This window comes from Desulfosporomusa polytropa (genome assembly GCF_055380075.1).
On record NZ_AP042400.1, the window covers coordinates 4456116 to 4470123 of the forward strand.

Sequence of the window (14008 nt, forward strand, 5' to 3'; positions counted from 1 at the left end):
TTCACTAGAATAAAAGAGGAGTGAAAAAGTTATGTTTAACAAAACCGCTAAATTGCTTTTGGTTGCGGGCTTGTTGTTGTCGCTGGTATTGACCGGTTGCGGACAAAGTGCAACCAGCGGTGGGCAAGGCAAGCCCGGTGAGAAAATTACTATTGTTTTTTGGGACGAGAATGCCGGTCCTGACCGTACTCCCCATTACCAGGAGTTAATTAAAAAGTTTGAAGCTAAATACCCTGATATTCATGTAGAATATGTCGGTCTTCCTAAAAGTGGGGCTAAGCAAAAGATGGATGCCGCTATTGCAGCCAATGACATGCCTGATGTTTCCGGGGTACAAACCAGCTGGCTAGGTGATTTTAGCGCCAGAGGCGCATTGCTGTCACTAGATCCCTTCTTTGAAAAATGGGCAGACAAAGATAAAATAAATTCCGGTATCATCCAATCTAATCGTAATATGACATTGGATAAGAAACTCTACCAGATTCCTAACACTATGAATATGGAATGCCTGTGGTACAGAGCGGATTGGTATAAAGAGGCCAATGTAAAACCTCCTGAAACTTGGGACGAATTCTTTACTGCTGTAGAAAAAATGACGGACAAAGGTAATAACCATTATGGTTTTTCTATCCGCGGTGGTAATGGTGGTTCCTTCCAACTGCAAAGAATGATGTATGCCTACTCCGGTTTGAGCTATTTTGACATCAATGGCAAATGCACTGTCAATGATCCTAAACACGTAGAATTCCTAAAAAAATATCTTGGTCTTTATAAAACATATACTCCGACCAGCGACGTAACCAATGGCTATAAAGAAATGGTAGCCGGTTTCGACACCGGTGCAGTTGCATTAATTCAGCACAATATTGGTTCTTATTCCGAACATAGCAAGGCGTTGAAACCAGGACAATACGCTCCTATGATTCTACCTAAAACCGCGGATGGACGCTTTATCCAGGAATCGGGTAATACGCTTGGCTATAGCATCTACAAAACCACCAAAAACCCAGAAGCCGCCTGGAATTTCGTAAGCTTCTTATGTTCGCAGGAAAGCCAAAGCTATTGGAATCAAAAAATTGGACAAATGCCGACTCACCTGGATTCTTTGCAAGAGCCATGGGCGAAAGAACTACCGCATATGCAAATGGCTTTAAAAGTTCTGTCTGATTCAAATCTTAAGTTCTATGATCCTCCCATGTATTTGCCGGACTATCGTTCCATTCTTGATCAAACAGTGGATCCCGGCATTCAGGGTGTAATGACCGGTAAGAAAACGGTAGAAGAATTCTTGAATGAATGGGCAGCTGCTATGAATAAATCTAAAGAAAAATATGACAAAATGGTAGCCGGAAAAAAATAAAGCCATATATCTTTTTTAATGATGATTTCAGCGTGATGCTAGGAGAAACGTTCCTAGCGTCACGGCTGTAGAGAATTGTCACGGGATTGATGATAGTGCATTCGGAACAAGAGAGGAGCAGCTAGCGTGATAGGGAAGGAATACCCAGCAGAGAAAAGAAAAATTATTGATGAAAAAACCGGAAAAACTGTGTGGCAGCTAACGTCAGGTGATTGTAATAATTATCATTTTTACTTCACCGATAATTCGTTCACCTTAGACGACAGAGAAATCTATTTCATGTCCGACCGGGCGTCGCCAACGGCAGAAGTATATAATCTTTTTCGAATGGATCTGGATACAGGGGTTATTCAGCAGATGACTGATGAAAAAGCAGGAATCACCCCTACCGGCCATACGAAAACACCTGACAGTGAAATCGTGGTTTATGTGACTGGAAATAAAATAAAAAAACTGAATACGAAAACTATGACAGCAACGGTAGTCTATGAAGAAACGACCAGGGCCCATCTGGGGCATCCTTTCATCGCTCCCAACAAGAGATATATTGGTTTGGCTATAAACGAAAACCCTGGTCTTTATCGTGGGGCTAATTATAGGGGTTTCAAAGAGCAAATGTACGCCATTAAAAAGGGATGGATTACCCTAGTGTACCTGGATGGTTCAAAAGCCGTTACTGTGCATGAAAGCTCCCACTGGCTCGGTCATTTCCAGTTTGCTCCTGATGACAGCACTTTGGCTATGTTTTGCCATGAAGGACCATGGAATCTTGTAAATCAGCGGATTTGGTTGCTGGATTTAGTTAACCGGGATGTTGTGCCATGCTTCCGTCAGGAACAAGATGATTGCGTAGGTCACGAGTTTTGGACCAATGACGGAAAAATATTTTTTGACAATCGACGTAAGGGACATGATGGTACTATTACTTCCGATAAAACTCAGGCTACGACAATAGAACCTGAAGTCGGTCAAATACCTTACGTAGGATTGGCTGATAGCAAAGGAAACGTGTTGGAGACTATTTCTATGCCTTACTATTGCAACCATTATCATGCCACGAATGATAATAAGCTGCTAGTAGGAGATCAGGTTGAGGATCTGGTTCTGATTCACCTTGACAAAGATTCGGCGAAACTTGAAACCTTATGTTTCCATAATACATCATGGCGTACGCAGCAGAGCCATGGTCACCCTACCTTTAGCTGGAATAACGAAAAAATCCTGTTTGCATCAGACCGGGAAGGTAAAATTCACCTTTACCTGGTGGAGCAACAGGATGGCAAATGGCTGTAACGAAAAAAGAAAACACAATGGAAAGGCAGAGAGGACAACATGGCTGGTGTAAGTCTAAAAAATATTTGTAAAAGCTATGGGCAAACGACAGTAGTTCATAATGTAAATCTGGAGATTAATGATAAAGAGTTCGTTGTATTAGTAGGCCCGTCAGGTTGCGGTAAATCCACTACATTGCGAATGATCGCCGGTCTTGAGGAAATTTCTGAGGGAGATGTGTTCATTGGTGAGCAACGGGTCAACGAAATGGCTCCCAAAGACAGGGACATAGCCATGGTGTTTCAAAACTATGCCTTGTATCCTGACAAAAATGTTTACGAAAATATGGCATTTGGTTTAAAAATGCGACAATTTCCCAAGAATGAGATTGATACACGGGTAAAAGAAGCAGCTCGTATTTTGGACCTGGAACATCTTCTTGAGCGCAAGCCGAAAGACTTGTCCGGCGGCCAACGCCAACGCGTTGCTCTAGGGCGGGCAATTGTCCGGGAGCCTCGCGTCTTCCTGATGGATGAGCCTTTGTCCAACTTGGATGCCAAGCTGCGGGTGCATATGCGGACAGAAATCAGCAAGTTGCAAAAACGCCTGGAAATTACAACCGTGTATGTAACACATGATCAAACGGAAGCCATGACTATGGGGGACCGTCTGGTTGTTATGAAAGATGGTGTCATTCAGCAAACGGCTACTCCTACGGAAATCTACAGTTCTCCGCGTAATATATTTGTTGCTGGTTTTATTGGCTCTCCGGCCATGAATTTTATCAACGGAGTATTAAAAGAAAAAGAGGGGAAAGTATTTTTTGCCTCTTCCTGCTTTGAATGGCAGCTGAATAATATACTGGGAAAAAAAAACCGGGTGCTAGGATATATAGGAAAAGAAGTGGTGTTTGGAATACGGCCGGAAGATATTCATAACGGATCCGGTTTAACCAAGTCCGGAAATGCGCCAAATACCTTCCAAGCTTGTATTGAGGTCAAGGAAAATACCGGCGCTGAAGTCTACCTATATTGCAGCGGGATTTGTGAAAAAATGCTGACCATACGGGTGAAGGATGCGCCCAATGTTCAACGCGGGGATACAGCCACATTCACTATTGATATGGATAAAGCACATATTTTTGATAAAGAAACAGAATGCAATATTCTATTTTCAGAACATACCATAGGGGCTGTCTCATAGGCAGTCCCTTCCTTATAAGTGCAAATGAGTTCAAGGGATGGTTTCGCTTTCCACAAAGGCTTACGGAATGTGCCTTTGTGTCGACGATCTGAACAGTCCCGAAAGGGACTGTTCTTCTATATATAACAGGTGATAAAATACAGACAGAATTTTCAGTATTGACTGAATAATAATTGACAAATTGGGTTATGATATGCTACGATGAAAAAACAGAGAGACTGGCTTTACTGTTTTTCCTTACAGGAAAGAAAGTTGGCCAGGCATTGGATATTGACATAGTAAAATTGGCGTGTTAATATAGACAAGTCGCTGTCGAGCAGTGACAACATGAAAATTGAGTTAAAAAATAGATGTTGACACGATGAAATAAACGTGATAACATATATAAATGTCGGCTCCGCAAGAATGCGAACGACGACGTTCCCTGAAAACTGAACAATGTAAGTAATGCATCATAAATGCCAGATGTGCGGTTGTATGTCGCTTGCGACATGCAACACAAAAACAATTTCTTACTATGATTTATAGAGCCAACAAATGGCTTCAATAATAAAACTTTATTGGAGAGTTTGATCCTGGCTCAGGACGAACGCTGGCGGCGTGCCTAACACATGCAAGTCGAACGGGGAGTTATTTATAACTCCTAGTGGCGAACGGGTGAGTAACGCGTAGACAACCTGCCTCTAAATTGGGGACAACACCGCGAAAGTGGTGCTAATACCGAATGTGGTATCTTGGTCGCATGACTAGGATAAGAAAGGTGGCCTCTATTTATAAGCTACCGATTAGAGATGGGTCTGCGTCTGATTAGCTAGTTGGTGAGGTAATGGCTCACCAAGGCAACGATCAGTAGCCGGTCTGAGAGGATGAACGGCCACACTGGGACTGAGACACGGCCCAGACTCCTACGGGAGGCAGCAGTGGGGAATCTTCCGCAATGGACGAAAGTCTGACGGAGCAACGCCGCGTGAGTGAAGAAGGTCTTCGGATTGTAAAGCTCTGTCGTTTGGGACGAACGTGGGATGTGTGAATAATGCATTCTAATGACGGTACCAAAGGAGGAAGCCACGGCTAACTACGTGCCAGCAGCCGCGGTAATACGTAGGTGGCAAGCGTTGTCCGGAATTATTGGGCGTAAAGGGCGTGTAGGTGGATTCTTAAGTCGTGTGTCTAAGTGCGGGGCTCAACCCCGTATAGGCGCAGGAAACTGGGAATCTTGAGTGCAGGAGAGGAAAGTGGAATTCCCAGTGTAGCGGTGAAATGCGTAGATATTGGGAGGAACACCAGTGGCGAAGGCGACTTTCTGGACTGTGTCTGACACTGAGGCGCGAAAGCTAGGGGAGCGAACGGGATTAGATACCCCGGTAGTCCTAGCCGTAAACGATGGGTACTAGGTGTAGAGGGTATCGACCCCCTCTGTGCCGCAAGCTAACGCAATAAGTACCCCGCCTGGGGAGTACGGCCGCAAGGTTGAAACTCAAAGGAATTGACGGGGGCCCGCACAAGCGGTGGAGTATGTGGTTTAATTCGACGCAACGCGAAGAACCTTACCAGGGCTTGACATTGAGTGAAAGACTAAGAGATTAGTTCCTATCTTCGGATACACGAAAACAGGTGGTGCATGGCTGTCGTCAGCTCGTGTCGTGAGATGTTGGGTTAAGTCCCGCAACGAGCGCAACCCTTATCCTTTGTTGCCAGCACGTAAAGGTGGGAACTCAAGGGAGACTGCCGTCGACAAGACGGAGGAAGGCGGGGATGACGTCAAGTCATCATGCCCCTTATGTCCTGGGCTACACACGTACTACAATGGGCTTAAACAAAGCGAAGCAAGACCGCGAGGTCAAGCAAAACGCATAAACAAGCTCTCAGTTCGGATCGGAGGCTGCAACTCGCCTCCGTGAAGTCGGAATCGCTAGTAATCGCAGGTCAGCATACTGCGGTGAATACGTTCCCGGGCCTTGTACACACCGCCCGTCACACCACGAAAGTTGACAACACCCGAAGCCGGTGGGGTAACCAGCAATGGAACTAGCCGTCTAAGGTGGGGCCGATGATTGGGGTGAAGTCGTAACAAGGTAGCCGTATCGGAAGGTGCGGCTGGATCACCTCCTTTCTAGGGAGAACCGTTCAGCGTAACAACTGAACTACTTCCAGGTCGGTACATTTGGCAAGCATTACGATATTAGACGCACCTTATGCGGTGGCTGTAGTATCACTTACATTGTTTAGTTTTGAGGGAATGCAAGTTGTCAAAACTTACTTGTTGAAATACACAAGTGACTATGATAAAATTGATATTCCTGAAAACATGTTCCTTGAAAACTGCACAGAAGAAAGCAAAGTAAAATTACCTCTCATATGCAAATATGTGAAGTAACTTAACGAAGCGCAATTAGGATTCTAAAAAAAGTCCTTGCATTAGCGAAAGCAAAGTGTAAGGCAGGCGAAACTGGCTAGAAGGTGTCAGCTGCGAGGCGGACCGGAGAAGTGTGCAGCGCCGCGTACTAACGTACGCAAGCAAACATTTCGAGGACCAACGAAGCAGATGGCGGCTTATAGACAGTTGCAGCATAAGTCAAGTTAGTAAGGGCATACGGCGGATGCCTAGGCGCCAAGAGCCGACGAAGGACGGGGTAAGCTCCGATATGCCAGGAAGAGCTGCAAGCAAGCTTTGACTCCTGGATTTCCGAATGGGGGAACCCGGCGGTGGTAATGCACCGTCACCTAACGTAAGTTAGGAGGGCACCCGGGGAACTGAAACATCTAAGTACCCGGAGGAAAAGTAATCAATTGAGATTCCCTAAGTAGCGGCGAGCGAACGGGGAAGAGCCCAAACCAGAGAGCTTTGCTCTTTGGGGTTGCGGACTGATATAAATCAAGCTAGATCTAGTCGAACTACCTGGAAAGGTAGGCCACAGAAGGTAACAGCCCTGTAAGCGAAAGATCGAGCTTGAGGATCAGAATCCAGAGTACCACGGGACACGAGGAACCCTGTGGGAAGCAGGGGGGACCACCCTCCAAGGCAAAATACTCCTTGGCGACCGATAGCGCATAGTACCGTGAGGGAAAGGTGAAAAGCACCCCGGGAGGGGAGTGAAAGAGAACCTGAAACCGTATGTCTACAAGCAGTCGAAGACCCTTATGTGGTCAACGGCGTGCCTATTGAAGAATGAACCGGCGAGTTACAGTAACTAGCGAGGTTAAGTGGAAAACATGGAGCCGAAGCGAAAGCGAGTCTAAATAGGGCGATAGTTAGTTATTGTAGACCCGAAACCGCAGTGATCTATCCATGGCCAGGTTGAAGCGCAGGTAAAAATGCGTGGAGGACCGAACCCGTGAGCGTTGAAAAGCTTTGGGATGAGTTGTGGATAGGGGTGAAATGCCAATCGAACGCGGAGATAGCTGGTTCTCCCCGAAATAGCTTTAGGGCTAGCCTCAGGTAATGAGTATAGACGGTAGAGCACTGATAGGGCTAGGGGTCTTATAGATTACTGAACCTTGTCAAACTACGAATGGATATACTTTAACCTGGGAGTCAGACTGCGAGTGATAAGATCCGTAGTCAAAAGGGAAACAGCCCAGACCATCAGCTAAGGTCCCCAATGCCGTGCTAAGTGGCAAAGGATGTGGAATTTCCGAAACAACCAGGATGTTGGCTTAGAAGCAGCCACCATTTAAAGAGTGCGTAATAGCTCACTGGTCGAGAGATTGTGCGCCGAAGATGTCCGGGGCTAAAGCACGGAACCGAAGCTATGGCATGTCTAACGACATGGGTAGGGGAGCGTTCTATAGGGAGAGAAGCAGTACCGTAAGGAGCTGTGGACCGTATAGAAGTGAGAATGCCGGTATGAGTAGCGAAAAGACAAGTGAGAATCTTGTCCACCGAAAGCCTAAGGTTTTCTGAGGAAGGATCGTCCGCTCAGAGTAAGTCGGGACCTAAGCCGAGGCGTAGATGCGTAGGCGATGGACAACTGGTTAAAAATCCAGTACCACCTAAAGTCGTTTGAGCGATGGAGTGACACAGTAGGGTAAATGAGCGCGAGGATGGAAATTCGCGTCTAAGCTTGTAGGGTGTTGTGTAGGCAAATCCGCACAACTGGAACCTGAGAAGTAATGGGTAGCTGTTAGTGATAACGGTGAATTGATTGATCCCACACTGTCAAGAAAAGCTTCTAGTGAGATAATAGGTGCCCGTACCGTAAACCGACACAGGTAGGCGGGGAGAGAATCCTAAGGTGCGCGGGAGAACCCTCGTTAAGGAACTCGGCAAAATGTCCCCGTAACTTCGGGAAAAGGGGAGCTTATATATCGTGTAAACTTGAAACGGTTGAAGCGAAAATGAGTTGCAAAAAAGAGGCCCAAGCGACTGTTTACCACAAACACAGGTGCCTGCTAAAGCGAAAGCTGACGTATAGGTGCTGACACCTGCCCGGTGCCGGAAGGTTAAGAGGAGCGGTTAGAGCAATCGAAGCTGTGAATTGAAGCCCCGGTAAACGGCGGCCGTAACTATAACGGTCCTAAGGTAGCGAAATTCCTTGTCGGGTAAGTTCCGACCCGCACGAAAGGTGTAACGACTTGGGCACTGTCTCAACGAGGGACCCGGTGAAATTGAAATACCTGTGAAGATGCAGGTTACCCGCGACTGGACAGAAAGACCCCATGGAGCTTTACTGCAACCTGACATTGAGTTTTGGTAAATGATGTACAGGATAGGTGGGAGACTGAGAGAATAGGACGCAAGTCTTGTTGGAGTCAATGTTGGGATACCACCCTTTATTTACTGGAATTCTAACTCAAGAAGTAACGAAACTGAGGACAGTGTCAGGCGGGCAGTTTGACTGGGGCGGTCGCCTCCGAAAGAGTAACGGAGGCGCCCAAAGGTTCCCTCAGCGCGGATGGAAATCGCGCGAAGAGTGTAAAGGCAGAAGGGAGCTTGACTGCAAGACAGACAAGTCGAGCAGGGACGAAAGTCGGGCTTAGTGATCCGGTGGTACCGAGTGGAAGGGCCATCGCTCAACGGATAAAAGCTACCCTGGGGATAACAGGCTAATCTCTCCCAAGAGTCCATATCGACGGGGAGGTTTGGCACCTCGATGTCGGCTCATCACATCCTGGGGCTGAAGTAGGTCCCAAGGGTTGGGCTGTTCGCCCATTAAAGTGGTACGTGAGCTGGGTTCAGAACGTCGTGAGACAGTTCGGTCCCTATCCATCGCGGGCGTAAGAGACTTGAAGGGAACTGCTCCTAGTACGAGAGGACCGGAGTGGACGAACCAATGGTGTACCAGTTATTCCGCCAGGAGTAGAGCTGGGTAGCTACGTTCGGAAAGGATAAACGCTGAAAGCATCTAAGCGTGAAACCAGCCTTAAGATGAGGTCTGTCATTCGAAAGAAGTAAGGCCCCTTGCAGATTACAAGGTAGATAGGCCAGATGTGGAAGTGGAGTAATCCATGCAGCTGACTGGTACTAATAGGCCGAGGACTTGACTTAAAACCTCGTTTGCATGAAGTGCAAACATCAATGAATCCTAATACGCAGTCTTTCTTCTGTGAAGTTTTCAGGGAATACAATGTATTGCCTTAGACTGTTCAGAACGTGACATATGCTAGGCGGAGTGAGGACGTACCCGGAGTCGTACTGGAAAGTACGTCGGAGGGAACGCCCGGAGCGACAACGACGCAGATGGTGCGTTATCAACAGCCGTAACTATATCCAGTGACGATAGCTGTGGGGCTCCACCTGTTCCCATACCGAACACAGTAGTTAAGCCCACAAACGCCGAAGGTACTTGGTTGGAAACGGCCTGGGAGATTAGGAAGTTGCTGGTTAATTTTAAAACACCTACTATATATGTAGGTGTTTTTTTATTGCCTTAAAGTTTAGAACGTTCAGAGTGCCCCAGGTGCTAGGCGGAGCGAGGACGTCGCCGTAGTCGTACTGGAAGTACGTCGGAGGGGACGCCCGCAGTGACAACGAAGCAGATGGGGTGCTATGGACGTTCGTAGTAGCCGAAGGTACTTGGTTGGATTGGCCTGGGAGATTAGGAAGTTGCTGGTTGATTGAAACACCTACTATTTGGTAGGTGTTTTTTGTTGTCGCAAAGTTTAGATTGTTGCAAGCATAACAACTTTACAATTTTTCCTTGACAGCATTTAGACCTTGTGCTAATATAACTCCAAGAACTGAATACAGTGATTTTTCATCAAGAGTTGGCTGAGGGACTGGCCCTATGAAGCCGCGGCAACCATCGCATATACGCATTTGTATAGGCGAAACGGTGCCAATTCCTGCAGAAGCCCGTAAGGGCCTGGCAGATGAAGAATAGCATAGTTAGTTAATTATGTCTCTTCTTCTGTGAAGAGGCTTTTTTATTTTCAGGAAGTAAAGGAGGAACCATATAAATATGATTATGTTAACTGAATTACAGAAGGTATATCAGGGAGAATCAGGCCCTGTAAATGCACTTGATAATGTGTCTCTTGAAATAGAGCAGGGTGAAATTTTTGGTATTATTGGTAAAAGCGGTGCCGGGAAAAGCACGCTGATTCGTTGTATTAATCTGCTGGAACGCCCTACTGCTGGCCGGGTATTGGTTGATGGTCAAGATATGATCACCTTATCTGAGGGCGAGTTACGAGAAGCTCGTAAACGTATGGGGATGATTTTTCAGCACTTTAATCTACTTTCGGCACGCACTGTACTTGAAAATGTAGCTTTTCCATTGGAATTAGCTGGTATCAACCGGGCTGAACGAGAAAAAAAAGTAGAACCTTTATTAGAATTAGTTGGCCTGACAGACAAGCGAGATGTTTATCCAGCCCAACTTAGTGGTGGGCAGAAGCAGCGGGTAGGTATTGCCAGGGCATTAGCTAGTGAGCCTAAGGTGCTCTTATGTGATGAGGCAACCTCGGCGCTTGATCCGCAGACTACAGAATCCATTTTGGCGCTGTTGAAAGATATAAATAAAAAACTAGGTCTGACTATTGTTCTAATAACTCATGAGATGCATGTTATTAAAGCGATTTGTGACAAAGTTGCCGTTATTGAAGGGGGACAGTTGGTTGAAATCGGTAAAGTATTTGATGTGTTTACTAATCCACAATCAGCAACCGCGCAGGATTTTATTAAAGCAGTAGTAAATAACAAAGTCCCAGATACATTAGCAAAGCTGTTGTCAGAAGCGCCAATAGTTGGTGGAAATCTTGTTATGAGGTTATCTTTTTTCGGGGAAGCGACCAATGAACCATTTATAGCTGGACTTATTCGCCGGTTTGCTGTAGATGTAAATATTATATCAGGCAATATTGATCATTTGCAGGATATTCCTTATGGTACGCTCTTGATTGAGCTATCAGGGAAGGACGAAGATATCCAAAATGCACTACGTTATATGCAGGATCTAGATTTGAGAACAGAGGTGATTGGTTATGTCGCAAGACATGCTCATGTTGCTGGTTGAGGGACTAGGAGAAACATTTTACATGGTGGCTGTTTCCTCGCTGGTATCAGCGCTTTTTGGAATTCCCTTAGGGGTTGTCCTGGTGGTAACAGGCAAAGGTCATATTAAGGAAAATCTTATATTTAATCAGACATTGGGAGCCATAGTGAATGCTGCCAGATCAACGCCTTTTATTATTCTGATGGTAGCTATTATTCCTTTTACCCGGATTATTGTGGGTACATCTATCGGCACAAATGCTGCCATTGTGCCACTTAGTATTGCGGCTATTCCATTTCTCGCCCGGGTTGTTGAGTCAGCAATTAAAGAAGTGGATGCAGGCTTAATTGAGGCTGCACAGTCGATGGGAGCATCAACTGGCCAGATTATTTTGAAGGTGCTTATTCCAGAATCTATGCCGTCTATAGTGCTAGGATTTACGCTGACGGTGATTAGTCTAATTGGTTATTCTGCCATGGCAGGTGCTATCGGTGGCGGTGGATTGGGTGATTTGGCTATCCGCTATGGCTACCAGCGCTTTCGTGCTGATGTTATGTTGGCTACAGTAGTAATTCTTATTGCCATGGTTCAAATCGTGCAGTCAAGCGGTGATTACTTTGCTCACAGACTTAACAAACGGTAATTAGGAGGTAGCGTATTAATGAATAAAATTACCCAGGATAGTGAAGAAGGTTATGCGTCAGCTAAAGCCAGACAATTTACGGAATCGGTTATTCGGGAGATGAGTCGGATTGCAGCCACTCATAATGCGATAAATTTGGCGCAGGGATATCCGGATTTTCCAGCGCCGGAAGCTATCAAGCAGGCTGCTGTCAGAGCAGTCATGGAGGATCACAATCAATATGCGATAACCTGGGGTACGAAAGGCTTGCGTGATGCCATTGCTACCAAGGTAAAGCGCGACTATGGAGTAGTCATTGATCCCGAGCGTCAACTCACAGTTTGTTGTGGCGCGACAGAAGGCATGATTGCTACATTGCTGGCAACTATTAATCCGGGCGATGAGGTTATCATATTTGAACCCTTTTACGAGAATTATGGGGCAGATGTTATTCTCTGCGGTGCAGTTCCTAAGTATGTTAGCTTACAGCCGCCGACGTTCAATTTTAGTCGTGAGGAATTAATCGCTGCATTTTCGGATAAAACCAGGGCGATCATTATTAATACACCCAATAATCCAACAGGCAAGGTCTTTAATCGTGAGGAACTGGAATTAATCGCCGAGTTGTGCATTAAACATGATGTACTGGCAATTAATGATGAAATTTATGAGCATATTCTTTATGACAATACTAAGCATATTCCCTTATGGACGCTGCCCGGGATGGCTGAGCGGACAATCGCGGTAAATAGCGTCTCTAAAACCTTTAGTGTTACTGGCTGGCGGATTGGGTATGTGCAGGCCGCGCCTGAGATTACTGCTTCTATTCGCAAGGTACATGATTTTCTTACTGTTGGGGCAGCAGCACCGCTGCAAGTAGCCGCTGCTGAAGCGTTTAACTTCGGGTCTGAATATTATGAGGAATTAGCTGGCTTTTATAGCGAGCGCCGCGACTATCTGCTTACTGCGCTGGAAAAGGCTGGTTTTACTTGCATGAGACCACAAGGCGCGTATTATATTATGGCAGATATTACTCCGTTTGGTTGGGACGATGATGTTGCCTTTGCTAAATATATGGCTAGTGAAATTGGGGTAGCTGTTGTGCCTGGCTCCAGCTTTTTCCGGTCAGAAAGTACAGCTGGTAAACAACTGATACGTTTTTGCTTCTGCAAGAAATTTGAGACATTACAGGCGGCAGCCGATCGGCTAGAAAAGCTCAAAGTAAGGACAATATAAAAGATAGGGAGAGAAAAAGAATGAGAAGATACACAAAGCAATTGACATTATTCTTAATTCTAGCATTTACGGTTGTGGTACTTTCAGGCTGCGGTAAACAGGCATCTGCTCCGGCAGTCTCAGATAAGCCGCTTAAGGTCGGTGTTACCGCCGGGCCACATGCTGAAATTATGGATGTGGTAAAAAAAGTGGCCGAGAAAGATGGTCTTAAAATTGAGATAGTTGAATTTAATGACTATGTCCAACCTAATGTAGCATTAAGCCAGGGTGATATTGACGCTAACAGTTTTCAGCATCAGCCCTATCTTGACAATATGGTTAAAGACCGCCAATATGACATTGTATTTGTTACCAAGACGGTAATTTTCCCTATGGCGATATACTCCAAAAAAGTGAAATCACTTAATGAGCTTAATCCTGGGGCTACGATTGCCATTCCTAATGATCCTACCAATGGCGGTCGCGCTTTGTTGCTTCTGGAGAGACAAGGTCTGCTCAAGCTTAAGGCTGGTGTAGGACTTAAAGCAACGGCGGCTGATATCGCTGAAAATCCTAAGAACTTTAAGGTTAAAGAATTGGATGCTGCGCAAGTCCCGCGTTCATTGGAAGATGTAGATTTGGCAGCTATTAATACCAACTATGCCATTACTGCTGGTTTGGTGCCGAATAAGGACTCTCTGGCGATTGAGGATGGCAATTCGCCGTATGCGAATATTATTGCTGTTAAGGCTAAAGACAAAGATAACCCGATGATAGCTAAGTTTATAAAAGCCTACCAGTCGGAAGAAGTCAAGAAGTTTGTTAATGAACATTTTAAGGGCTCAGTAATTGTTGCTTGGTAATAAAAAAATAGATAAAAACCACGGATTAACCGTGGTT

Annotated in this window: 7 protein-coding genes, 3 rRNA genes and 1 riboswitch; all 10 genes read left to right on the plus strand. The window is 45.7% G+C overall.

All coding sequences use genetic code 11. The features are described from left to right. Positions 1-31 precede the first annotated feature (31 nt). The 10 genes from ACZ449_RS22600 to ACZ449_RS22645 all read left to right on the plus strand — a co-directional run bounded on the left by ACZ449_RS22600 (position 32) and on the right by ACZ449_RS22645 (position 13971). Positions 32-1360, plus strand: coding sequence for an ABC transporter substrate-binding protein (locus ACZ449_RS22600; RefSeq protein ID WP_464258298.1), 1329 nt, complete (start codon positions 32-34; stop codon positions 1358-1360). Between the two features lie 126 nt (positions 1361-1486). Continuing rightward, positions 1487-2653, plus strand: coding sequence for an oligogalacturonate lyase family protein (locus ACZ449_RS22605; protein WP_464258299.1), 1167 nt, complete (start codon positions 1487-1489; stop codon positions 2651-2653). A gap of 39 nt (positions 2654-2692) precedes the next feature. Then, positions 2693-3835 carry an ABC transporter ATP-binding protein gene (locus ACZ449_RS22610; protein ID WP_464258300.1) on the plus strand — a complete coding sequence of 381 codons (1143 nt, stop codon included), beginning with the start codon at positions 2693-2695 and terminating at the stop codon, positions 3833-3835. A gap of 557 nt (positions 3836-4392) precedes the next feature. After that, positions 4393-5948: ribosomal RNA gene (locus ACZ449_RS22615) — 16S ribosomal RNA — on the plus strand. A 460-nt stretch (positions 5949-6408) separates the two neighbouring features. Beyond that, a 23S ribosomal RNA gene (locus ACZ449_RS22620) occupies positions 6409-9323 on the plus strand. Between the two features lie 221 nt (positions 9324-9544). Then, positions 9545-9661: ribosomal RNA gene (rrf, locus tag ACZ449_RS22625) — 5S ribosomal RNA — on the plus strand. The 16S, 23S and 5S rRNA genes sit together here, the layout of an rRNA operon. Positions 9662-10029: 368 nt before the next feature. Further along, positions 10030-10154: riboswitch (SAM riboswitch) on the plus strand. A gap of 82 nt (positions 10155-10236) precedes the next feature. After that, a complete protein-coding gene (locus ACZ449_RS22630; protein ID WP_464258301.1) occupies positions 10237-11292 on the plus strand; it encodes a methionine ABC transporter ATP-binding protein in 1056 nt (351 codons plus the stop codon). Continuing rightward, positions 11261-11914, plus strand: a complete 654-nt coding sequence (locus ACZ449_RS22635) for a methionine ABC transporter permease (protein ID WP_464258302.1) — start codon at positions 11261-11263, stop codon at positions 11912-11914. Before ACZ449_RS22630 ends, ACZ449_RS22635 begins: the two co-directional genes overlap by 32 nt. Positions 11915-11932: 18 nt before the next feature. Then, positions 11933-13129 carry a pyridoxal phosphate-dependent aminotransferase gene (locus ACZ449_RS22640; RefSeq protein WP_464258303.1) on the plus strand — a complete coding sequence of 399 codons (1197 nt, stop codon included), beginning with the start codon at positions 11933-11935 and terminating at the stop codon, positions 13127-13129. Between the two features lie 20 nt (positions 13130-13149). Then, positions 13150-13971 carry a MetQ/NlpA family ABC transporter substrate-binding protein gene (locus ACZ449_RS22645; protein ID WP_464258304.1) on the plus strand — a complete coding sequence of 274 codons (822 nt, stop codon included), beginning with the start codon at positions 13150-13152 and terminating at the stop codon, positions 13969-13971. Positions 13972-14008 lie beyond the last annotated feature (37 nt).